The sequence below is a fragment of the Methanococcoides mangrovi genome (genome assembly GCF_052057775.1).
Classification (GTDB): Archaea; Halobacteriota; Methanosarcinia; order Methanosarcinales; family Methanosarcinaceae; genus Methanococcoides.
The window spans coordinates 2,371,155-2,391,331 of record NZ_CP195121.1 but is presented as its reverse complement, the minus strand read 5'-3'; the positions used below and the strand labels follow the sequence as shown (position 1 = coordinate 2,391,331).

The following is a 20,177-nucleotide window of genomic DNA, read 5'->3' as shown; positions in this document are numbered from 1 at the left end:
CTGGTGGATACTATGGTCTTACTTTATTTTAATTGACGTACTGGGCAAGGTTCTTTTTGACAGTCCTTGCCATACTCATCAATCACAGATCCCTGGCAGAGACCTACACCATGCCTGTGAGCTGCCCTTCCGATCATGTGAGCTGCAATTGGTGCGGTCAGGAACAGGAATAGGGCTACTGTTATGCCCTTAACTCCTATGGGGCTCAGACCTACCTTTACCAGGATGCTCATCATCACACTGACCACTCCGAGAGTGCCGATCTTTGTGGTAGCATGAAGCCTGTTATATACGTCCGGCAGACGCAGTAGTCCGAGCATGCCCAGGAACACGAAGAATGCTCCTATGAGCAGCAGGAGCGTACTTACTATATCCAGTGCAATATCCACAGCTGTCAGAATACCGCCCCCTCATCAAGGTACCTGGATATTGTAACGGTGCCTACAAATGATATGATCGCAAGCACAAGGGCGACATCCATGAAGAACACGGATCCCTGTACGTATGAGTAGATACCGAGCATGGCAACAATAACTGTTGTCATGGCATCCACAGCTATCACGCGATCGGGTATTGTAGGTCCTTTGATGACCCTGTATATGCATGGTATGATCGCAATGACCATGAAGGTAAGTGAGAAGTCAAGCAATAATGAGTTCATTCGAATGCCTCCAGTACATATTTTTCAAGATCGTCCCTGATGGACTGACGCAATCCCTGTGGATCAGATGCATCGATGGCATGCACATAAAGTACTTTTCTGTCATCGGAGACATCAATTGTAAGTGTTCCGGGGGTCAGGGTGATCGTGTTGGCAATAGCAGTTATGCCTGTATCGGTTTCTGTGCGAATAGGTACTGCAACAATTCCCGGTTTAATGTCCATCTTCGGGCTGAGTACGATCTTTGCGACTATTATGTTCGCTTTTATGATCTCGATAAGAAGGACTGCCAGGTACTTCAGCTGTTTTGGAATCTTCTGTATCGTATTCATGTATGACCTCTTTCTTTTGAAGTCATACAGTTCCCTGAATGGATAGATTACGAAAGGTCCGAGCACCAGTCCCACCAGGAAGCTGGTGAACGTTATCGTTCCGTGGACAAAGCACCAGATAAGCCCAAGAGCTACTGAGTAAATGAGATATCGTTTCATCTTACCACCCTCGTCATAACCGCATCAATATATGGTTGCGGATTGATCAGTTGTTCTGCGATGGCCTGTGAAAGGGCTACCAGCGGTTCGGCATAGACACCAAAGACGAATGCAAGTGCTGCAAGTGTTACTATGGGTATTATTATCATGTAAGATGATCCATGTGAGGAGTATTCTCCATACTTTTCCACATCCCTGATCTCGCCCCAGAACATCAGCAGCCATGCCCTGAACATGTAGAACAGGGTGAATACTGCAAAGAACAGGGCTATTGCAATGGGTATGTAGTATTCTGCAAGAAGTCCCGCGTCAAAGAGCACGAACTTTGCGATGAAACCTCCCATCGGGGGGAGTCCCGCAATGGACATTGCACCTATGAGGAATGCCACGCTCATTACCGGGCTTGTCTTCATCATTCCTCCCATTTTTGTCATGTCCCTTGTTCCTGCATGGTGGATGATGCCTCCGGAGGTAAGGAACAACATGGATTTTGCAATGGCATGGTTCACCAGGAACACAAGGGATGCTGCAAGTGCATAGACCGTGCCGAAGCCGATACCAAGGAACACATATCCTATCTGGCTGACACTGGAGTATGCGAGAAGTCTTTTAACATCCTTCTGCCCCACCGCTGATACTGCTCCGATGATGATCGTTGCAAGTGCAAGGAAGATTATGATCGGCTGGAACAGGAACAGTGCATCCTTGAAGATAAGGAAGAACACCCTGAGCATTCCGTAGGCACCGACCTTTATCATGACACCGCTAAGCATTGCGCTGATGGGTGATGGTGCGGTGGGGTGCACATCAGGAAGCCAGTAGTGCATCGGGAAGATCGCTGCCTTGTTTCCGAAGACCACTATAAAGAGCAATGCGATCGCGTATGTGTGCCATGGCAGGGTACCGGCAGCGCTCATTGCACTGATCTTGACAGAGATGTCTGCCATGTTGAGCGTTCCCACGGTGGCATAAAGGGATGCTACTGCTATGAGCATTACAATGGAACCGATCATGTTCAGTACAAGGTACTTGAAGGTCGCTTCCATCTTGTCGGAGCTCTTAGTGACACCGCCGTTCTCATTGGCGACCACCAGTGCACAGGAAGACAACAGGAGTATCTCGAAGAATACGAACATGTTGAATATATCTCCTGTCAGGAAGGTACCGTTAAGACCGGCAACGAGCAGGTTGAAGAGTGAATGGTAACTGGAGCTTAAGGACTTGCCTTCGATGTAGTCCAGCGAGTAGAGAAGTGCAAGGAAGGATACTAGTGAACTTAGTACCACCATTCCTGAACTCAGCAGGTCGGCTACAAGTATGATACCATACTTGCCCCATTCTCCTACTTCATAGACCTGGATACCTCCGTTCCAGACCTGCCAGAGGAGTATGAGGCTGAATACCAGCATAACGAAAGATACTGCGATGTTCAGCACCTTCTGGACACCTGCATTGGAGCGCAGGAAGATCATGATGGCAGCCATCAGTATAGGGACTGCGATGACTATTATCGGAAGGTGTGTTATGTCTGCGATCATCCCCACAGCCTCCTGAGCTCACGTATATCAGTGGTTCCATATTCCTCGTATATCCTGTATGCAAGGATCAGTATGAATGCTGTTGTAGCAAGGCTGATGACGATAGCTGTTAGCACCAGCGCCTGGACAAGCGGATCGACGAACTCAACATGTGTTGATGCTGAGGCCACAGGTGCTAGTACGCTATCGGCAAGATTATCATTGAATATTATTCCTGAGGCTTCTCCTCCGTGTCCGTCACCTGTGATGATAGGTACTTTTGTACCATCGAAAACTCCAGTGGAGACGATAAGCAGGTTCACTGCATGGGACAGGATGGAAAGCCCGATTATGACCTTTATGATATCCCTTCTCAGCATAAGGAAAGTACCAATGCCGAAAAGAAGTGCGATAGTAAGGGTAAGTAATGTATTATTCATTGTCATCACCTACGTTCTTGAAGATGAACAGCAGTGATCCGATCACTACGAAATAAACGCCTATGTCAAAGAGACCGGCAGATACGAGTTCGATCTCCCCGAAAAGCGGAAGATGGACAAACTCCACGGCACTCCTGAAGAAGTTATGTCCGAAGAGCATTGCTGCAAATGCTGTGAAGGATGCCAGTGCAAGCCCGAATCCGAACCATTTGGCCCAGTCCGGGTTGAAGAACGTTTTTACATATTTCAGTCCGAACACGACGTACATCAGTGCAATGACCGAAGCGAACATCACACCACCGATGAAACCTCCTCCGGGGTTGTTGTGTCCTGCGAGCAGCAGTGATATGGAGAACAGGATCACCAGGGGTATGCATATCTTTGTTATTGTTTTCGTAATTATTGTGGTCATTGTTCCTCACCTCTGCTGTGTATGAGGTTGTATACACCCAGTGCTGCAAGACAGAGCACCGATATTTCTCCGAGTGTATCGTAACCTCTGAAATCCACAATGATCACATTGACGATGTTGTGCCCTCCTGCAAGCGGAAGGCTGTTCTCAATGAAGTAGTGTGAAAGGGATTCGAATGGTGGCACAATTCCCTGTGTCGCGTTGAGCAATACGACGAAAACGCTTGCTGCAACCGCAAGGGATATTGTCAGGTCCCTGACAAGCACCGAGGTCGTGATTTTCTCTTTGTACTTCTGCGGGATCTTCGTTATCGCAAGCAGGAAGATAATGGTGGAGAGGGTCTCGACCAGTACCTGTGTCAGTGCAAGGTCAGGTGCTTTCAGATAGATGAAAAGCAGGCTTACGCCGTATCCCAGTGCAGATAATGCAATGATGGCCGGCAGGTATCTTGGAAGGACCGCTGCTGCCAGGGCTGCCACGACCAGCAATATGAGGAGGAGAGCTTCGTATGGCGGGATGCTGAAGTTCAATGTGGATGGTACTATGGTAGTGGCAAGGATGATCACCGGAACCGCTACCAGCGCGATCATAAGCAGAAGCATTGCGCTCATGTAGTACTTGATGTTCCCTGGTTGTGTGAACGAAGAGAACTTAAATGCCCTGTCCTTTGCGGAATCCACAGCATTGTTGTAATAGTAATTGACGCTGATCCATGGGTGTTTTGCATTAAAGCCGTCCTGCCATTCTGCGATCCTGTCATATCTCATGTATATCAGGATACCAAGTATGAAAGTGACAATGGTCATCATCAGGGATGTTGTAAAACCGTGCCAGAGCTTTACGTGCAGGTGGGCTTCCTCCAGTAGGATGCCTGAGACAGTAGGCTCGATGATGTGATGTACTGGCAGTGATGGCACCACTCCGAAGAGTATCACAAGTCCTGCAAGGAATGCAGGCGGGATCAGCATTGTGAGTGGTGGTTCATGGATGTGCTCAGGAAGGTGTTCCTTTGAGCGCTCTCCGAGGAATATGCCGTCGATGAGCTTGATGGAGTAAGCGAAGGTGAATACACCACCAAGGACTGCGCATGCAGGAATGATGAATGTGAAGGCGCCTCCAAGCAGGTGTCCCATCTCAAGGGATGATTCATAGAACATCTCCTTGCTCAGGAAACCGTTGAGTGGTGGCACACCAGCCATCGCAAGGGCTGCAATGCTCGCCACGATGAACGTTATAGGCATCTCACGCCGCAACCCTCCGAGTTTTCGTATGTCACGCGTGGCTGCTTCGTGTGCGACTATGCCGGCTACAAGGAACAGACATGCCTTGAACGTTGCGTGGTTCAGGAGATGGAACGTTGCAGCTGCGACACCTATGCCTGGTTCGTGGTGTGTGGTGTAACCGTACATGGTCATCATGTAGGCCAGCTGGCTGATGGTTGAGTATGCCAGTATTCCTTTGATATCGGTCTGCCTGAACGCAAGGAATCCGGCTACCAGCATTGTAAGGATACCTGTACCGCTTACGAGGATGAACCATGCTTCAGTTCCAGAGAAGATAGGATGCATCCTTGCAATGAGGTAGATACCTGCCTTGACCATTGTAGCCGAGTGCAGGAAAGCACTTACCGGGGTCGGTGCTTCCATTGCGTTCGGGAGCCATATGTAGAATGGACCCTGTGCGGACTTTGCTGCTGCACCGATGAATATGAGTATAAGTGTTATAAGGAAAAGCTCATGCTCCTTGATAGCATGGATGACCTGGGGGTCATTGAGTATTGCTGCAAGATCAAAAGAGCCTGTGATCGCGCGCAGGAACAGGAAACCTGCAAGCATTGCAAGTCCGCCGGCGGCAGTGAGCAAAAGGGATTTGGTGGCACCATAGATGGATTCAGGCTTGTGCCTCCAATATCCGATAAGCATGAACGATGTGATACTGGTAAGTTCCCAGAATATGAACAATTGTATGGTATTTGCGGAAAAGACCATTCCTATCATGGAGCCCATGAAGAGGAGGAGGTACTGGTAATATCTTTTAAGGTCCTCTTTGTGCGACATGTACCCGTTGGAATAGGACATGATAAGAACACCGATACCGGATGCGATAAATCCGATCATCATTGCGAGTCCGTCTGCATAGATGGAGAAGTTGACCCCTGCAGATGGTATCCATGATATTGTACCCTGAACGATATGCCCTTCCTCGATAACTTCCGGCGCTGCCATGCCGATAAGTATGAAGCAAACAAGGGCTGTGGCTGCTGCAAACCAGCCCACGCGTTGTTTTAACAGCTTTTCCATGACGGGTATGAGCCCGGCAAATATGAACGGCAGGAAGATGGCTGCCGTAATCGCACTAAATGAATCCATGTCTCCTCACTAAATAAAGTCCCTATATATAACTGTTTTTAATTACAATTATAAACCATGACAAATTCCTAACAATCTTCGGTCTATTTATAGGATTTTGTTGGTATTATTAGAATCATGGACTTAACTTCTGATCAAAAGGAACGATATGCAAAGCATATTATCATGAAGGCCATGGGCGAGGAAGGGCAGAAGCGCCTGCTGGAATCAAAGGTGCTGTGCGTCGGTTCAGGCGGTCTTGGTTCTCCTGTGATACAATACCTTGCTGCTGCAGGGGTGGGCAAGCTCGGTATCATCGATGACGATGTAGTGGAGATGAGCAACCTCCAGCGTCAGGTGATCCATGCGGGCAATCTTGGCAGACCCAAGGTCGAGTCTGCGAAGGAATACGTGGAAAGCCTGAATCCCGATGTCATGGTAGTTGCATATAACATGCGCTTGAGCCCGGAAAATGTCGAGGAGCTTATCGGGGATTACGATGTTGTTGTGGACTGTTCGGACAACTTTGCCACCCGCTATCTGCTCAACGATGCCTGTGTTTTGCACAACAAGCCCCTTTTCCATGGTAGCATATTCATGTTCGAGGGTCAGGTTATGACGATCCTTCCGCACGAGGGTCCGTGCTATCGCTGCATCTTCTCAAGATCACCCTCGACCGATGCTGCAAGGACTGCCGGGGTAATGGGTATTCTTCCTGGTGTTGTGGGAACCATGCAGGCAACAGAGGTGGTGAAGTACATTTCCTGCCTCGGGAAACCGCTGGTAGGGCGCATGATCTACTACGATGCCCTCGGAATGAGGTTTGATGAGATAACAGTGAACAGAAATCTAAAATGTCCGGTTTGTGGCGAAAACCCAATAATAACGTCTATTGATGTTGAAAATTACTAAATATTAAAATTTTGACAAATCTCGGATATGTATCCCAAAATCCGGTTTGATGACAAAGTTTTTATACCATAAATCGGTTATAGGAGTTTGCTTCGGGCGACATGGTTCGAAGCAAAACAGAAACAAAAGCGTTGTTCAGGATCGAACATTACTGGACAACGGACAAGCAACATGGGCTCGTGGTCTAGATGGTTATGACGTCGCCTTGACATGGCGGAGGTCCGGAGTTCGACTCTCCGCGGGCCCACCACAATCTTACAATAGTGTCTTCCGATACCTTTATATCCCAAAAGGACATCTATCGGTTGCTCCCAAGGCCCAGGTAGCTCAGTGGGAGAGCGCTGCCCTGAAGAGGCAGTTGTCCCCGGTTCGAATCCGGGTCTGGGCACCAGAACATACAATTCACACCAGTAGTGTAGTGGTCATCACCGGGCGTTGCCAACGCTCGAACCCGGGTTCGAGTCCCGGCTGGTGTATTCTCTTATTTTTTTGGTTTTAAGATCGTGATTTTCTTATTGTTTTTGACTATTAGCTCCTCTTTGTTCTAATGCCCAAATAGTTTGTCATCTTTATCCAATTTCTTAAATAGCATCTCCTGAATAGATATTATTATAGGGGTAGTAGATGTTGGCATTAATGAGTATATGGTTCTTTCTGCTGATGCTTTCAATAGGCATATTTTCTGTTCTTGCAGTGCTTTTACACAGGAACCTGTCCGAAGCGTTGAAGCTCGGATTGTTCCTTGCGATCTTTGATTTTTTCTTTGAGAATCTGGGTGGCTACTTTGACCTGTGGGTCACTAAGAACAGTGTTCTTTTCCTGGGCTTTGTACCGATAGAGGTGTTCTTCATTGCAACTCTTGCGGGAGCTACATATTATTTGCTGTTCCCAAGGAACTGGGATACATCTACAGCTTTGTCTACAAGTTTCCTGATCGCTGTTGTGGGTGCAATGATTGAAGCCGGACTGGTTTCTGTTGGTTATCTGGAGTATCTGACCTGGTGGAACTCATATTGGGCAGTGGTTGCTTATTTCCTGACATTTCTTATGATGTATAAGGTGAACCTGCTGATCACGAAAGACTAAGTTTTCAGGTGGGGGTCATGTTGTCCGGAGAACTGGAATTCAAGCTCATCGCATTTGATTCAATGGGTGTCAAGTCATCCTGCACTCTTGTAAAGACCCCTGACACCAGCATCCTTATCGACCCTGGGGCGGCAATCATGCAAAAGAGCTTTCCTCTGGATGATCTCGGGAAGTATTTCTATCTAAACAGTGCAACAGAGCGTATCAGGGTGGAAATGGAAAAAGCTGAACATATTGTGATCAGCCACTATCATTTTGATCATTATATGGTCGATAAAGAAGCGTGTGAGATATTTCTTAACACGGATCTCTGGATCAAGGACCCCAACAGATGGATAAATCATTCGCAATGGGAGCGTTCCCGTGATCTTCTGCAACGGATGAGTCGCTTCAATAAAGCCGATCTCATGTATTCTCCTCCAGGACAAAGACAATACCGGGACCCCGTGGAATGTCTGCCTATGGCTTTTTCAAAGGATTTTGGTAATTACCAGAAACGCAGGGGGGAGCTGATCTCTAAATGGAGGTCCAGATTTCGGAAGATGCAGCAGCGCTGGTCCACTGAGCGGTGGATCAAACCTGTGTCTCCAAATATGCATTTCTCTGACGGCTCCGGATTCGAGGTAGGCGATACCAAAGTACGTTTCAGTCGTCCGCTTTTTCACGGGATCGAATATTCATCGACCGGCTGGGTGATCGCTACTATCATAGACTATGGCGGAAAAAAGCTTATCCACACTTCGGACCTGCAGGGTCCGGTCATTGAAGATCATGCACAATGGATCATAGATGAGAGTCCTGATATACTGATACTCGATGGTCCGCCCACATATCTTCTTGGATATTTACTTAACAGGACGAATCTTGATCGATGTATTAATAACATCATTCGGATAATCCGGGAAAGTTCTCCTGATGTAATAATTTATGATCATCATCTTTTGAGAGATCCGCTTTACAGGGGACGGGTTGCAAAGGTATGGGATGCAGCAGAGGATATGGATGTCAGGATCATTAGCGCTGCTGAATACAATGGTCTCGTTCCTGTTGTTCTGAGGTCAGAAGGTAGTGATCTCCAGTTTGAAAAATAAAATAGGACCTGGTTTAAAAATAATAGTTGAACCCATTGTTCTCACAATGAGTCCTTCATTGGTTGTAACACTATTCTATTTGTAGTGTTCTTTTTTTCAGGTTGTTGAGTTGATGTTTTCCATATAATGGAACTTATACCAATACTTCGTACTCCTTCGGAACGGTATAAACATTGGCGAATTCAAAGTCTTCCTGTCGGGGTGCTCCACCTGTTGCCTGTTGTCCAGGCATTTCTTTCAGGCCGTACAGGCTTTGCCTTGCGTCTTTGAAGTAGAATCTTTCCTGCAGGAAATCTTCTTCTTTCAGTCTTCCCAATGCATATCGAATGGTACGTGGGGGAAGATAACTTTGCTCAGCTATCTCTTTTTGTGTCAGAAGGCCACCATATTCCAGCACCTTATAGACAAGTTTTGCAGAAGGTGGCAGTGCTTCTATCGTTTTCCTAAGGTTTTTGTCCTTTGGATCTTCGATTTCTCTCTTTATCTGTACTTTTTCCCTGTGATTGTCAACAAAAACGATCCCTCATTATATTGGCTCCTTTTTTTGTAATGTTATTTGTCCCGTTTGAGACATATAATTCACAATGGTGAATCACAATCGTGAATTGTATTAAATATTATATAAACATTTCCCCATGTTGGCTTAATTCATAAAACTTTCAGCGGTTTCAACTGCTTCTGCAGCAGTCCTTACACACGCATCGGCTCCTATGGAATCTGCATAATCCTGTGTTACCGGAGCACCGCTGATCATCACTTTTATATTTTGCCGGATTCCTTTTTCTTTAAGTAGCCCTATCAATTCCCCAAGGGTTCCCATTGTAGTGCTTGTCATGGAGGAGACTGCAATGATGTCTGCCTTGTTAGTGATCGCCGCATCGATGATCTCTGATGCATACCGGTCCTTGCCGATATCGATCACATTGAAACCTGCGATCCTCAACATGCTCGCAACAATGTTCTTTCCAAGGTCATGTGTATCGTTTTTGACAGTTGCCATTACAATCGTTCCCTTACTTTTAATCTCCACACCTTTCTCAGCAAGCTTTTCAGCAATGAGCTTGTTGGCTTTTTCAAGGATCAGGGTTGAGTTCATTAGCTGGGACAGGAAATATTCCTTTTCTTCGAACCTTCTGCCAATTTCACTAAGGGCCTCAGCGAACTTTTCTAAAAGTTCTTTTGCATCATAATCATTTTCCAACCATTTTTCAATGGTATTGAATACCCCTTTCTCATCGATCTCTACCAAAGATGTATATGCTTCCCCAAGCAGTTCTCCTTTTGATGGCATTGCCTTCCCTCTTTAGAACATATAATAAGTTTTCAGGTGGCATTGTATATCCGTGTTTCTTCACCAATTTCAACACTTCAGCATCTTCACCATTATCAGATATCATTTCTATACCCTGATGCAAGTTCCTGATACAATACAATTCATTGTGCCTGATCTCTCTACTTTGAATTATTCCGTCTTTATTTGCCTGTATCTTAGCTATTATATCTTTACAGACTGAGCTATTTCCATTACAATAATAAAGATCAAAGGTGAAAATATGGCTGAAGAAGCGATCGAATTAGATCTCAGGGGGGAGATTTGTCCCATTACTTTCGTAAAAACGAAATTGCAACTGGAGGAACTGGAAAGTGGTGATAATCTCACGGTTATCTTTGATTATCCTCCTGCGATATCAAATGTTCCAAAGAGTGTGAAGAACGAAGGTCATACCATCCTTGGTATCGACAAAGAAGAGAATGATGTCTGGAAGGTCCATATAAAAAAAGCCTGACAGTTTGGCAATTTATTATTCTCAATCTCATTTTTATATTTTCTTCTTCTTCTTCTTCTTCTTCTTCTTCTTCTTCTTCTTCTTTTATGTAAATTTCCGGGTAATCCTGAATTAAAAAAGATAAAGAGCAGATCGACTAATTTAATAGTGATCTACTTTCACTCCGGTTTAATGTATCGTCTTGCGTTTGAATTTAGCAATACGGTCCAGCATAACTTCTATTCCGTTGTTGACAAGCGAATTGAATTTCTCAGGCTTCATTGCTGCACGCCTGATAGGTTCGTGAAGGTCGATCATTAACACTGTATCAACCCAGTTATCCCTGAAGCGATATGTCATCGGTTCCTCGAAAAGGTCAGATGCAACTTCCTCTGAGGCTTTCGCTTCGTCTGCATCTTTGAACTTGACAGGGACGTGCAGGGTTACTGATGAGCTTTTTCCGCTTTCATCCTTTGGAATGTAAAGCCTTATTATCTCATCCCCGAAACGTCCGATGAAATGGTCCGTGCCTTTGGTGAAACCAAGTGCCTGGATGGCATCTACCAGCCGTGCAGGGAGGTCATCCATAAGACAGCCACAAAGTGCATTTGTGATACTCTCTTCCTTCAGGGATTCTGCGAGCTCAACAAAGGCTTCCATGGGGAATCCGAATACGATCTCATCATTCCTGTAATCGCTGAACATACGTGCTCCTGAACACAGGAGTGAAAGGTTGACCTTGTTCTCTGTTAACGGGATGGTCGTACATTCCCCACAGACAGCGAACTCTCCCTTGAACTTCGCATCCATCATGTCGCCTTTGACTTTGGCCAGTGTTGCTGCCACACGCATCATTTTGCTTGCGGTTCCTACCACCACTACAACGTCAGGCTCGAAATCGCACCTGTCAAGTGGTGTGACTGTCATGCTTTTGGTATCCGCCGGTTTCACCCTCGGATATACATCACCATAAGCAGGTTCAGTAAAGCCAAGTGCAAGTTCTGCACTTGCACAGGACATGTCATCAGCTGAGCAGGTATAGGATGTCCCAAAGGCTGCTGCTTTTCTAACGATCTCACAATAACGCATCGGGTGTGGTATATTGGGTTCCTCGTCGCTGTTGAACTTGACAGCGACCGGTGTAAGGGGCAACTCGAAGAATTGCCTGAACTGCTTTGTTAGTTCCGTATATTTCATGCTTCATCCTCTACCGGGATATCATATTTCCTTGCGATCTCAATGAAAGCATTGGCAACGTATTCCACCTGCTTTCTGCTGAGTCCGAATGTGTTTAATTTGAAACTCTTGCTCATTCCCGGATGTATCCCGATTATCTTTCGTTTCTTCAGTTCATGGTAAAGGAAATAACCACGTTTCTTTGACATGGAAGCAGCTTCGAAGAACGGGAGAGATTCGAAAGCTACAAGTGTATGCTCTGTTGGCTTGACGCCCATCTGGTGGAATCCTTCGATACGCTCTAGCTGTGATGCAAGGTATCTCGCATTTTCCACTTCCTCGTCCCAGTGTTTCACACGTTCCACGACAGCAGGAAACGATGCCATGAGTGACATCACCGGTGCTCCGAAGACTGGTGAACATCCGAACAGGGCAACCTCTTTCTTTGTGAAACCGCGTCCGCTCCAGTCCCCTCTGATCGTGGACTTGTCGAATACCTGCTGGTTCCATTCGAAGGTAGTTGCAAGTATCCCCATAGGTGCGGATGCTGCCCAGCTTTTGTGTCCTGAAGCACACAGGAAGTCCACACCAAGTTTCTTTCCGTCAACAGGCATAACTCCCGAGGAGTAGGCTGTGTTAAGAAGGAACGGCACTCCGTATTCCTTACAGATCTTGCCAACAGATGCTGCATCCGCCACATTTCCATAACGGTAATCAACATGTGTCAACAGTGCCAGTGCAGGCAGTGAACCGGTATTGCGCTCCACTTCTTCGAACTTTTCCGCATACTTTTCAGGATCGATCGTAAATTCAGGGTAGCCGTTATGAGGTACCTCTACGACCTTCAGCTGGTTTGCTTCTGCTGCAAGGTATGATGTGTAGTGTGCAAGTGAATCCAATACGATCGTATCGCCGGGTTCGGTTACCATGTGCATAGCTGCCCATTTAGCATGACGGCATCCAGCTGTGAACCTGACGTCATCCATGTTGAGGAATTCTGCGATGTCTGCTGTAAGGTTCCTTATGGGCGGGTTCTGGACCAGATCGACTCTTGATTCAAAACAGTAGTCACAAACCGAATAACCATCTGCAAATTCAAGTGTCGCTTTTCTGGCCTCAGCGGTAAGTACTCCTCCCCGCTGGATAGGGTTCAGGTTGATGTATGTGCTCTCAACCCCCCTGCTCAAATTCTTATAAATATCAAGGTTCAGTTAGGAATTCCTCCTGGTCCTGTTGTTCTGCTACGATTCATTTAGGTCAAAGGAACTCTTCCAGTTCCTCCAGTATCTCGTCCTTTTCCACTCGCCCGATGAGCACTACCTCTCCATTAATAGTAATAGTAGGTACTTCTTCTATCCCGAGCTGCTTTGCTCTCTCAGCTCCCTCAGAGCTTGTCACATTGATCTCCTTGAACATAACATCTTCAGGAAGAACCTCTATTATCTGGCTCCTGACATAATGACAGTTCATGCAAATATCGGAATAGTATAGTTCTATTAATGTCATCGATGGTCTATTGGTTCCTGAATAAATAACAAGTGGCATCACGACAATTATTGCCTCCCCCATTACTTTATTAATATCTTACATATATAAGAGGTTCTATGGACGCTACAACTATCAACAGGACAAAATCGGCAATAGATGCACTCATCGAAGTACAGCAGTTGTGGATAGACAATGTTCCGGACTACGAGCTTTCGGACCGGGAACTTGTACTGCTGAAAAAAAGGCTCAACAGGGCAATGGATAATATCCGGAAGATCTATGAGGACAATGAAGAACTTATCAACAAAGCTGAAGAATCACTCAAAAAACAAAATGCAAGGTAAAACTGGCAGGATCTATTAACAATAATTCCAGAACAATTGCAGAATGGCAATATTTTGTTTCATCTGATCGATCCGGGGATCATTATCCGGATCGAACACTACTTTCTTTTTTCAGGATACAAGACTGATGGCGCCATATGCTATCAGGCCTGCCACAATTGGTGATGTTACCCACATGACCACTATTCTTCTTACTGTTTTGTTCTTTATCGTAGCCATGCCTTTGTTGGCACATCCGATACCTATGACCGCTGCAGGCACCAACTGTCCCAATGCGACAGGTATTCCATAATAGGAGGCACTATGTACGATGGTCGCAGCGATCGCTTCTATGAAGATCGCACGTATGGTACAGATCTCTGCTATGTCCGTTCCAACCGTCTGGAGGATACGGCCTCCGATCACTATTGCTCCAATTCCGAGTGTAAGTCCGCCTATAAGGGCGCCGGTTGTGGGGTCTATAAATCCCGCTCCCACGAGGGGACCGACAGCATTGGCAGCGTTATTGGCACCTGCTGAATAGGCAACATAACATCCTGTCACAGTGAGAAGTTTAGCAATAGTGCTTCTGATCTGTGCCTCAGATTCATGTTCCACAAGCCAGACCACAAGTCTGGGGTGAAGGTATTTGCCTGAAAGATAAGCAAGTACAAATGCAAGTACTGGTGTAACTATCCACCATCCGATTATTTGAGAAAGCAGAGCTGTATCGAGCACTCCATAGAATATGCCGATTCCTACAATGGCCCCGACCGCAGACTGACTTGCCGAAATAGGCACTTTCAGTATATTGCCTACAAAAAGGCTGATGGCAGCTGCACTTGTTGCAATGATCGCTGCAGTAATAGTTATTGCATCTCCCGGAACAATTCCCTCTCCCAGTGTCCTGATGACCTCTTCGCCACTGAGTAAGGCGCCGAGAAGGGAAAATATCGCTATTAATATTACTGCCTGCTTTTTAGTACGGGCCCTGGCACCATACGCTGCTCCCATAGCAGCAGCTGCATTGTTCCCTCCGATATTAATTCCCATGAAGATCGCAGATGCGATGGCAGCCAGTGCTATGATCATCCGTAGTTATCCCCCTTATGATAGTCATTTTGACTTTATGTCTTTTGATTTACTTAGAGCTTTGTTCACACGTTTTTTTCTGGAGTAAATATATAGCAAATGAAAGCCAATTTGTTATATAGCAGTGGTTAATGGGGCTAAAATTACCACTAATAAGGGTGCAACTTTTGCCTTTTCATATATCTATATATCTCAATTTGTGGAACTTAAGGTGATTATACATGGGTAATAAGACTATCAACTATGACAGGCTCAAGCAAGGCGGTTTTCTTCGCCAGAGGCAGAAGGAAGACCTTTTCTCCATGCGACTTCGTGTTGTGGGGGGTCAGCTGACCGCAGATCAGCTACGGGCCCTTGCTGATGCTTCCGAGAAGTATGGCAGGGGAGAGGTCCACATAACTTCACGTCAGGGAATGGAGATCTCATATGTTCCTCTTGAGGATACAGAGGACCTTCTTGATGAGCTTGAGGAAAGAGGTGTTCATCAGGGTACCTGTGGTCCAAGGGTCCGCGGAGTAGTTGCATGTCAGGGAAATCTTATCTGTCCGCGCGGACTGATAGATTCCGAGGATATTGCAAAGAAGATCGATAAAAAATACTTTGCAATGGAACTTCCAGGCAAGTTCAAATTTGCAGTTACAGGTTGTCCTGCATCATGTATGAAACCTCAGGAAAATGATCTTGGTGTGATGGGAGGACTTGAGCCGGAATGGGTAGAGGATAAATGTACCTATTGTGGTCTCTGTCAGACAGTTTGTCCAGTGGATGCGATAAAGGTCGAGAACGGAGTTCTGGAATATTACAGGGACAAATGTAATCTCTGTGGTCAGTGTCTGTTGATATGCCCAACAGAAGCATGGATCAAGTCCAGAGAAGGATATACTGTCTATGTCGGCGGTAAGGTTGGTAAACATCCAAGACTTGGTGTCAGGCTGACCGAGCTCGTTGATGAAGAAACTCTTTTCAGGATCATTGAGAGGTCAGTGGAGTTCTTCAGGATCGAAGCTACTCCTGGAGAGCGATTTGGAGATGCTATCCAGCGTGTGGGCTTCGAAGAGTTCAAGGCCTTTGTACTGGAATAATTCCATTTCATGGGTCAGCATTGATCATTTGCTGGCCCTGACCTCATCTTGCCTGTCATTGTCGTTGCAGGCTTTCGTAATATTTCATCAATATCACAGGAAAACGAGATTATGCCAGAAAGGGATCCCGAATTAACAAAAGAGATAGAACAATTAGCTGAAGAATATAAAGAGAGATCTCCTCAGGAGATCCTTGAGTATGCACTGAACAGGTTTGGTTCAGGAATCTCTATCGCATTCAGCGGTGCTGAGGATGTTGTGCTTATCGATATGGCAACGAAGATCAGGGCAGATGTCAGTGTCTTCTCTCTTGATACAGGTCGGCTGCACCCTGAAACATACAGATTCTTCGAAGTGGTAAGGGATCATTACAACATCCCTCTGGAGATATTCTTCGCTAACAGGGAAAAGACCGAAGAACTTATCCTAAGAAAAGGCATGTTCTCCTTCTACAAGGATGGCCATCAGGAATGTTGTGGTGTCAGAAAGGTCGATCCTCTAAGGCGTTCCCTTAGCAAGAGAACTGCATGGATTACGGGCCAGCGTAAGGACCAGAGTCCTAACACACGTGCATCTATTCCCGTGATCGAAGTTGATCCAACTTTTGGTGATGGTAAGCTTGTGAAGTTCAATCCTCTGGCAAACTGGACTTCCAAACAGGTTTGGGACTATATAAGGGAGAACAATGTTCCTTACAATGAACTCCATGAAAAGGGATATGTCAGCATCGGCTGCGAACCATGTACCAGACCGGTTCTCCCGGGCCAGCATGAACGCGAAGGGCGCTGGTGGTGGGAAGAATCAACCAAGAAAGAATGCGGTCTTCATTTAGGTAATGTGAGCCCCTCGCTCTGATGTCCGGGTTTGACAATCGGGATCAGGGCTTCAGAAGAGATATCAAAAGATCAATTGACAAAATCATCGAATATATTTATGAACAAAATTAGTGGAGGTTCAAGTATGGCCATTGCGGAAGGATCTTATCATCTTTCAAATCTAAAGACGCTTGAAGCGGAAAGCATAGGCATTATAAGGGAGGTCGCTGCAGAATTTGATAATCCGGTAATGCTATATTCGGTAGGCAAGGACTCGTCAGTGATGGCCCATCTGGCGATCAAGGCCTTTTACCCGAAGAAAGTACCTTTCCAGTTATTGCATATTGATACCGGATACAAGTTTCCTGAAATGTATGAGTTCAGGGATGAATATACGAAGAAGCACGACCTTGACCTGAAGGTTTACAGGAATGAGGAGGCTCTTAAAAGGGGAGTAAATCCCCTTTCTGTGGGAACGGTCAAATGTTGTGCCGAACTTAAGACGAAAGCTCTCCTTGATGCACTAAAGGAAGGTGGTTATGATGCTGCCTTTGGAGGTGCCAGAAGGGATGAGGAGAAATCAAGGGCAAAAGAAAGGATATTTTCATTCCGTGACAGGCATGGCCAGTGGAACCCAAAGGACCAGAAGCCTGAATTGTGGAATCTTTTCAATTCAAAGATAGACCCCGGTGAGTCCATCAGGGTATTTCCTCTGTCAAACTGGACAGAACTTGATATCTGGACCTACATCTACCATGAGAATATTGAGATCGTACCTCTTTACTTCGCAAAGAAAAGGCCTGTCATTGAGAAGAACGGCCAGTTGATCCCGGTCTATACGGATGAGCACGAGGAAGAGGTCAAGGAGGTCATGTGCCGCTTCAGGACACTGGGATGCCACTACTGTACAGGTGCTGTAAGGTCAGAAGCAGACACACTGCCGAAGATCATTGAGGAGATGATGGTTGCCCGTCATTCCGAGCGTATTACAAGGGTGATAGACCACGACCAGGACAGCTCCATGGAGCAAAAGAAGAAGGAGGGATACTTTTGAAGGGTTCTGACTCTTTGATCGAACAAAACCAGAATATTGATCTCTTGCGCTTTGCCACTGCAGGAAGTGTGGATGATGGCAAATCGACACTGATCGGGAGATTATTATACGATTCAAAATCAATATTCGAGGACCAGCTGAATTTAATTAAGACATTCTCGAAGACCCACAGGAACCAGGAGATCGATTATTCCCTCGTAACCGACGGTCTGAAATCTGAGCGCGAGCAGGGTATTACAATTGATGTCGCATACAGGTTCTATTCGACCCCAAAGAGGCGATTCATTATTGCCGATACCCCGGGGCATGAGCAATATACAAGGAACATGGCCACAGGTGCGTCAAATGCATCTCTTGCCCTGATCCTCATTGATGCCAGGAATGGGGTTGTGACACAGACAAAGCGGCATTCGTTCATATCATCCCTTCTTGGTATCCGGAACTTCGTGGTTGCGGTCAACAAAATGGATCTGGTGGACTATTCGGAAGAAGTGTTCGAGAACATTGTAAGTGAGTTCAATGCTTTTGCTGATAAGTTATCGGACGAATCGATCTACTTCATACCCATAAGTGCCCTCAAGGGCGACAATGTCATCGAAAGAAGCGATAATATGCCCTGGTATAAGGGATCCACATTACTTGATTACCTCGAGAATGTAAATGTGACAGGTGGTCGCAACCTTACAGATTTCAGGTTCCCGGTCCAGTATGTTAACTGGGGTGGAGGCGATGATTTCAGGGGTTATTGTGGTACAATAGCTTCAGGTGTTATCCGCAAAGGGGATGAAGTAAGGGTTCTCCCCTCTGGAAAGACAAGCAAAGTTTCAAGGATCGTCACTTATGATGGGGATCTTGATCATGCGTTTGCTCCCATGGCAGTTACCCTTTGCCTTGAGGATGACATCGACATAAGTCGCGGCGATATTATCGCCATGGCCGATGATCTTCCTGTAATTACCGGAAGCCTGGAGGCAAATATAGTATGGATGGATAGCGATCCCATGGATATAGGGAAAGATTATCTTATCAAGCATACTACTGCCACAGTCAAAGGTAGTTTCTCAGAAGTGCTTCATGAGTTCGATCCAGAGGATATCAGCATGAAACCTTCGGAGTTCCTGAGCATGAATGAGATCGGAAAAGTGAAGGTTGAACTAAAAAGCCCGATATTTGCCGATGCTTATTCCGAGAACAGGATAACAGGTTCTTTCATTGTGATCGATCCTCACACCAACCAGACAGCAGCTGCCGGCATGATAACAAAATACAAACAGGTATCTCCTGACAAAGCATGCAAAGCTGTAAAGGCAAGGGTCATCAGATATGCGGGAGACAAAAAAGAAGAGGCAAAGTCCAACTATGATCGCCTTTCCATGCAGGGTACGCATTGCATCTACGTGGATGATGATCTGCTAAAGGAAACTGTCTGCAAGGGAATCCCGGTTGATAGTGAACAGTATTCCGACACTATCGAAGGTCTCTGTGAGATCGTCACAAGGTCCGGTGTATCTGTGGTCGTGTGCTCTGATCATTTGAGAAGTTGAATTTATGGATGTTGTGTTCCTCTGCCGTTGAGAGGTGTACGAGGAACTATCATTCTGCTTTTCTTTTTTATTTTTCCCTGATTGAAATAACAATCATATTTCATGTTAATTTTTTAAATAGCTGTTATTATTATCCGTGAATGTCATCAATAAGGATTTATGAGTGATACATTAGCAAAAATACGGGAAGAACTGGAACAAAACGTTGATGAAAAAACAAAGAACAGTTATTCAAGGTTCTTTAAAGAAGAGGTTAAGTTCTATGGTGTTAAGACCGCTACAGTCAAGAAAATAGCAACTGATCACTTTAAAGACATATCGGGCAAAAGCAAGTCGAAGATCTTTTCTCTGTGTGAGGAACTTTTGAGCTCAGATTATAGCGAGGAAGCCTTCATCGCATTCGAGTGGTCGTATCGTCTAAGAGATCAGTATGAACCTGAAGACTTTGCAGTTTTTGAAAGGTGGGTTGGGGATTATGTGAATAACTGGGCAAAATGCGATACTCTTTGCAACCATACAATTGGTTCGTTCATTGACATGTATCCACAATATATCGAGTCTCTCAAGATCTGGACGACTTCTGACAACCGCTGGTTCAGGCGTGCTGCTGCTGTCACACTGATCTTACCTGCACGCAAAGGGAATTTCCTGAAGGATGTCCTGGAGATTGCCGATCTCTTATTAACCGACAAAGATGACCTGGTCAGGAAAGGCTATGGCTGGATGCTTAAAGAGGCGAGCAAAAGTCATCAGCAGGAAATATTCGACTATGTTATGAAAAATAAGAAAATAATGCCTCGTACAGCACTCAGGTATGCTATCGAGAAATTCCCGCAAGATCTCAGGAAGAAAGCTATGGAAAAATGAATCTGATCGATT

General features: G+C 45.7%; 23 protein-coding genes, 3 tRNA genes and 1 pseudogene. 13 read left to right on the top strand and 14 right to left on the bottom strand.

Annotated features, from left to right (window positions below):
- Positions 1 to 23: 23 nt before the first annotated feature.
- The 7 genes from mnhG to mbhE are packed head-to-tail and all read right to left on the bottom strand — an operon-like array spanning position 24 to position 5,890.
- A complete protein-coding gene (mnhG, locus tag ACR3I3_RS11935) occupies positions 24 to 398 on the bottom strand; it encodes a monovalent cation/H(+) antiporter subunit G (RefSeq protein WP_440953802.1) in 375 nt (124 codons plus the stop codon).
- Positions 395 to 661 carry a cation:proton antiporter gene (locus tag ACR3I3_RS11930; RefSeq protein WP_440952461.1) on the bottom strand — a complete coding sequence of 89 codons (267 nt, stop codon included), beginning with the start codon at positions 659 to 661 and terminating at the stop codon, positions 395 to 397. The genes mnhG and ACR3I3_RS11930 overlap by 4 nt, the downstream gene beginning before the upstream one ends.
- A complete protein-coding gene (locus tag ACR3I3_RS11925) occupies positions 658 to 1,152 on the bottom strand; it encodes a Na+/H+ antiporter subunit E (protein WP_440952460.1) in 495 nt (164 codons plus the stop codon). Before ACR3I3_RS11925 ends, ACR3I3_RS11930 begins: the two co-directional genes overlap by 4 nt.
- Positions 1,149 to 2,690: an NADH-quinone oxidoreductase subunit M gene (locus ACR3I3_RS11920; protein WP_440952459.1), complete on the bottom strand. Its 1,542-nt coding sequence runs from the start codon at positions 2,688 to 2,690 to the stop codon at positions 1,149 to 1,151. Before ACR3I3_RS11920 ends, ACR3I3_RS11925 begins: the two co-directional genes overlap by 4 nt.
- Positions 2,687 to 3,109 carry an NADH-quinone oxidoreductase subunit K gene (locus ACR3I3_RS11915; RefSeq protein ID WP_440952458.1) on the bottom strand — a complete coding sequence of 141 codons (423 nt, stop codon included), beginning with the start codon at positions 3,107 to 3,109 and terminating at the stop codon, positions 2,687 to 2,689. Before ACR3I3_RS11915 ends, ACR3I3_RS11920 begins: the two co-directional genes overlap by 4 nt.
- Complete coding sequence (locus ACR3I3_RS11910) at positions 3,102 to 3,521, bottom strand: monovalent cation/H+ antiporter subunit B (protein ID WP_440952457.1); 420 nt, start codon at positions 3,519 to 3,521, stop codon at positions 3,102 to 3,104. Before ACR3I3_RS11910 ends, ACR3I3_RS11915 begins: the two co-directional genes overlap by 8 nt.
- Positions 3,518 to 5,890: a hydrogen gas-evolving membrane-bound hydrogenase subunit E gene (gene mbhE / locus ACR3I3_RS11905; protein WP_440952456.1), complete on the bottom strand. Its 2,373-nt coding sequence runs from the start codon at positions 5,888 to 5,890 to the stop codon at positions 3,518 to 3,520. The genes ACR3I3_RS11910 and mbhE overlap by 4 nt, the downstream gene beginning before the upstream one ends.
- Before the next feature lie 117 nt (positions 5,891 to 6,007).
- Between mbhE and ACR3I3_RS11900 the strand changes: the two genes are divergently transcribed.
- The 6 genes from ACR3I3_RS11900 to ACR3I3_RS11875 all read left to right on the top strand — a co-directional run bounded on the left by ACR3I3_RS11900 (position 6,008) and on the right by ACR3I3_RS11875 (position 8,958).
- Positions 6,008 to 6,781: a HesA/MoeB/ThiF family protein gene (locus ACR3I3_RS11900; protein ID WP_440952455.1), complete on the top strand. Its 774-nt coding sequence runs from the start codon at positions 6,008 to 6,010 to the stop codon at positions 6,779 to 6,781.
- A 173-nt stretch (positions 6,782 to 6,954) separates the two neighbouring features.
- Positions 6,955 to 7,031: transfer RNA gene (locus ACR3I3_RS11895), tRNA-Val, on the top strand.
- 66 nt (positions 7,032 to 7,097) lie between these two features.
- A tRNA-Phe gene (locus ACR3I3_RS11890) sits at positions 7,098 to 7,172 on the top strand.
- 13 nt (positions 7,173 to 7,185) lie between these two features.
- A tRNA-Gly gene (locus ACR3I3_RS11885) sits at positions 7,186 to 7,257 on the top strand.
- 148 nt (positions 7,258 to 7,405) lie between these two features.
- Positions 7,406 to 7,867 carry a hypothetical protein gene (locus tag ACR3I3_RS11880; RefSeq protein ID WP_440952454.1) on the top strand — a complete coding sequence of 154 codons (462 nt, stop codon included), beginning with the start codon at positions 7,406 to 7,408 and terminating at the stop codon, positions 7,865 to 7,867.
- 17 nt (positions 7,868 to 7,884) lie between these two features.
- Positions 7,885 to 8,958, top strand: coding sequence for an MBL fold metallo-hydrolase (locus ACR3I3_RS11875; protein WP_440952453.1), 1,074 nt, complete (start codon positions 7,885 to 7,887; stop codon positions 8,956 to 8,958).
- 133 nt (positions 8,959 to 9,091) lie between these two features.
- Here the strand turns inward: ACR3I3_RS11875 and ACR3I3_RS11870 are convergent, their stop codons facing one another.
- From ACR3I3_RS11870 to ACR3I3_RS11860, 3 genes and pseudogenes are all read right to left on the bottom strand, one after another.
- Positions 9,092 to 9,274, bottom strand: coding sequence for a hypothetical protein (locus tag ACR3I3_RS11870; protein ID WP_440953809.1), 183 nt, complete (start codon positions 9,272 to 9,274; stop codon positions 9,092 to 9,094).
- Positions 9,275 to 9,289: 15 nt separating this feature from the next.
- Positions 9,290 to 9,355, bottom strand: a pseudogene (locus ACR3I3_RS11865) (hypothetical protein); the annotation flags it as partial.
- A gap of 246 nt (positions 9,356 to 9,601) precedes the next feature.
- Positions 9,602 to 10,249, bottom strand: a complete 648-nt coding sequence (locus tag ACR3I3_RS11860) for a cobalamin B12-binding domain-containing protein (RefSeq protein ID WP_440952452.1) — start codon at positions 10,247 to 10,249, stop codon at positions 9,602 to 9,604.
- Positions 10,250 to 10,511: 262 nt separating this feature from the next.
- On the opposite strand from ACR3I3_RS11860, the gene ACR3I3_RS11855 reads away from it, so the two are divergent.
- The gene (locus ACR3I3_RS11855) at positions 10,512 to 10,745 is read left to right on the top strand and encodes a sulfurtransferase TusA family protein (protein ID WP_440952451.1); all 234 of its coding nucleotides are present in this window, start codon (positions 10,512 to 10,514) and stop codon (positions 10,743 to 10,745) included.
- 168 nt (positions 10,746 to 10,913) lie between these two features.
- Here the strand turns inward: ACR3I3_RS11855 and ACR3I3_RS11850 are convergent, their stop codons facing one another.
- The 3 genes from ACR3I3_RS11850 to ACR3I3_RS11840 form a co-directional block, all read right to left on the bottom strand.
- Positions 10,914 to 11,921, bottom strand: a complete 1,008-nt coding sequence (locus tag ACR3I3_RS11850) for a DUF169 domain-containing protein (RefSeq protein WP_440952450.1) — start codon at positions 11,919 to 11,921, stop codon at positions 10,914 to 10,916.
- Positions 11,918 to 13,087: an O-phospho-L-seryl-tRNA:Cys-tRNA synthase gene (gene pscS / locus ACR3I3_RS11845; protein WP_440952449.1), complete on the bottom strand. Its 1,170-nt coding sequence runs from the start codon at positions 13,085 to 13,087 to the stop codon at positions 11,918 to 11,920. Before pscS ends, ACR3I3_RS11850 begins: the two co-directional genes overlap by 4 nt.
- 70 nt (positions 13,088 to 13,157) lie before the next feature.
- Positions 13,158 to 13,406 carry a thioredoxin family protein gene (locus ACR3I3_RS11840; protein WP_440952448.1) on the bottom strand — a complete coding sequence of 83 codons (249 nt, stop codon included), beginning with the start codon at positions 13,404 to 13,406 and terminating at the stop codon, positions 13,158 to 13,160.
- A gap of 98 nt (positions 13,407 to 13,504) precedes the next feature.
- Here ACR3I3_RS11840 and ACR3I3_RS11835 point away from each other — a divergent pair, with 98 nt between their 5' ends.
- Positions 13,505 to 13,732: a hypothetical protein gene (locus ACR3I3_RS11835; protein WP_440952447.1), complete on the top strand. Its 228-nt coding sequence runs from the start codon at positions 13,505 to 13,507 to the stop codon at positions 13,730 to 13,732.
- Between the two features lie 111 nt (positions 13,733 to 13,843).
- Here the strand turns inward: ACR3I3_RS11835 and ACR3I3_RS11830 are convergent, their stop codons facing one another.
- Complete coding sequence (locus ACR3I3_RS11830) at positions 13,844 to 14,803, bottom strand: anion permease (protein ID WP_440952446.1); 960 nt, start codon at positions 14,801 to 14,803, stop codon at positions 13,844 to 13,846.
- A gap of 221 nt (positions 14,804 to 15,024) precedes the next feature.
- On the opposite strand from ACR3I3_RS11830, the gene ACR3I3_RS11825 reads away from it, so the two are divergent.
- The 5 genes from ACR3I3_RS11825 (at position 15,025) to ACR3I3_RS11805 (ending at position 20,165) form a co-directional block, all read left to right on the top strand.
- Positions 15,025 to 15,885, top strand: coding sequence for a 4Fe-4S binding protein (locus ACR3I3_RS11825; RefSeq protein ID WP_440952445.1), 861 nt, complete (start codon positions 15,025 to 15,027; stop codon positions 15,883 to 15,885).
- A gap of 111 nt (positions 15,886 to 15,996) precedes the next feature.
- A complete protein-coding gene (locus ACR3I3_RS11820; protein WP_440952444.1) occupies positions 15,997 to 16,740 on the top strand; it encodes a phosphoadenylyl-sulfate reductase in 744 nt (247 codons plus the stop codon).
- A 105-nt stretch (positions 16,741 to 16,845) separates the two neighbouring features.
- Complete coding sequence (cysD, locus tag ACR3I3_RS11815) at positions 16,846 to 17,754, top strand: sulfate adenylyltransferase subunit CysD (RefSeq protein ID WP_440952443.1); 909 nt, start codon at positions 16,846 to 16,848, stop codon at positions 17,752 to 17,754.
- Entirely contained in the window at positions 17,751 to 19,298 is a 1,548-nt protein-coding gene (cysN, locus tag ACR3I3_RS11810; protein WP_440952442.1) for a sulfate adenylyltransferase subunit CysN, read from the top strand. The genes cysD and cysN overlap by 4 nt, the downstream gene beginning before the upstream one ends.
- 159 nt (positions 19,299 to 19,457) lie before the next feature.
- Positions 19,458 to 20,165: a DNA alkylation repair protein gene (locus ACR3I3_RS11805; protein WP_440952441.1), complete on the top strand. Its 708-nt coding sequence runs from the start codon at positions 19,458 to 19,460 to the stop codon at positions 20,163 to 20,165.
- Positions 20,166 to 20,177 lie beyond the last annotated feature (12 nt).

What these genes read in the sequence shown, in the direction of transcription:
- ACR3I3_RS11930 (WP_440952461.1), bottom strand. Translation starts at nt 661, where the DNA reads ATGAACTCATTATTGCTTGACTTCTCACTTACCTTCATGGTCATTGCG.
- ACR3I3_RS11925 (WP_440952460.1), bottom strand. Translation starts at nt 1,152, where the DNA reads ATGAAACGATATCTCATTTACTCAGTAGCTCTTGGGCTTATCTGGTGC.
- ACR3I3_RS11920 (WP_440952459.1), bottom strand. Translation starts at nt 2,690, where the DNA reads ATGATCGCAGACATAACACACCTTCCGATAATAGTCATCGCAGTCCCT.
- ACR3I3_RS11915 (WP_440952458.1), bottom strand. Translation starts at nt 3,109, where the DNA reads ATGAATAATACATTACTTACCCTTACTATCGCACTTCTTTTCGGCATT.
- ACR3I3_RS11910 (WP_440952457.1), bottom strand. Translation starts at nt 3,521, where the DNA reads ATGACCACAATAATTACGAAAACAATAACAAAGATATGCATACCCCTG.
- mbhE (WP_440952456.1), bottom strand. Translation starts at nt 5,890, where the DNA reads ATGGATTCATTTAGTGCGATTACGGCAGCCATCTTCCTGCCGTTCATA.
- ACR3I3_RS11900 (WP_440952455.1), top strand. Translation starts at nt 6,008, where the DNA reads ATGGACTTAACTTCTGATCAAAAGGAACGATATGCAAAGCATATTATC.
- ACR3I3_RS11880 (WP_440952454.1), top strand. Translation starts at nt 7,406, where the DNA reads ATGTTGGCATTAATGAGTATATGGTTCTTTCTGCTGATGCTTTCAATA.
- ACR3I3_RS11875 (WP_440952453.1), top strand. Translation starts at nt 7,885, where the DNA reads ATGTTGTCCGGAGAACTGGAATTCAAGCTCATCGCATTTGATTCAATG.
- ACR3I3_RS11860 (WP_440952452.1), bottom strand. Translation starts at nt 10,249, where the DNA reads ATGCCATCAAAAGGAGAACTGCTTGGGGAAGCATATACATCTTTGGTA.
- ACR3I3_RS11855 (WP_440952451.1), top strand. Translation starts at nt 10,512, where the DNA reads ATGGCTGAAGAAGCGATCGAATTAGATCTCAGGGGGGAGATTTGTCCC.
- ACR3I3_RS11850 (WP_440952450.1), bottom strand. Translation starts at nt 11,921, where the DNA reads ATGAAATATACGGAACTAACAAAGCAGTTCAGGCAATTCTTCGAGTTG.
- ACR3I3_RS11840 (WP_440952448.1), bottom strand. Translation starts at nt 13,406, where the DNA reads ATGACATTAATAGAACTATACTATTCCGATATTTGCATGAACTGTCAT.
- ACR3I3_RS11835 (WP_440952447.1), top strand. Translation starts at nt 13,505, where the DNA reads ATGGACGCTACAACTATCAACAGGACAAAATCGGCAATAGATGCACTC.
- ACR3I3_RS11830 (WP_440952446.1), bottom strand. Translation starts at nt 14,803, where the DNA reads ATGATCATAGCACTGGCTGCCATCGCATCTGCGATCTTCATGGGAATT.
- ACR3I3_RS11825 (WP_440952445.1), top strand. Translation starts at nt 15,025, where the DNA reads ATGGGTAATAAGACTATCAACTATGACAGGCTCAAGCAAGGCGGTTTT.
- ACR3I3_RS11820 (WP_440952444.1), top strand. Translation starts at nt 15,997, where the DNA reads ATGCCAGAAAGGGATCCCGAATTAACAAAAGAGATAGAACAATTAGCT.
- cysD (WP_440952443.1), top strand. Translation starts at nt 16,846, where the DNA reads ATGGCCATTGCGGAAGGATCTTATCATCTTTCAAATCTAAAGACGCTT.
- ACR3I3_RS11805 (WP_440952441.1), top strand. Translation starts at nt 19,458, where the DNA reads ATGAGTGATACATTAGCAAAAATACGGGAAGAACTGGAACAAAACGTT.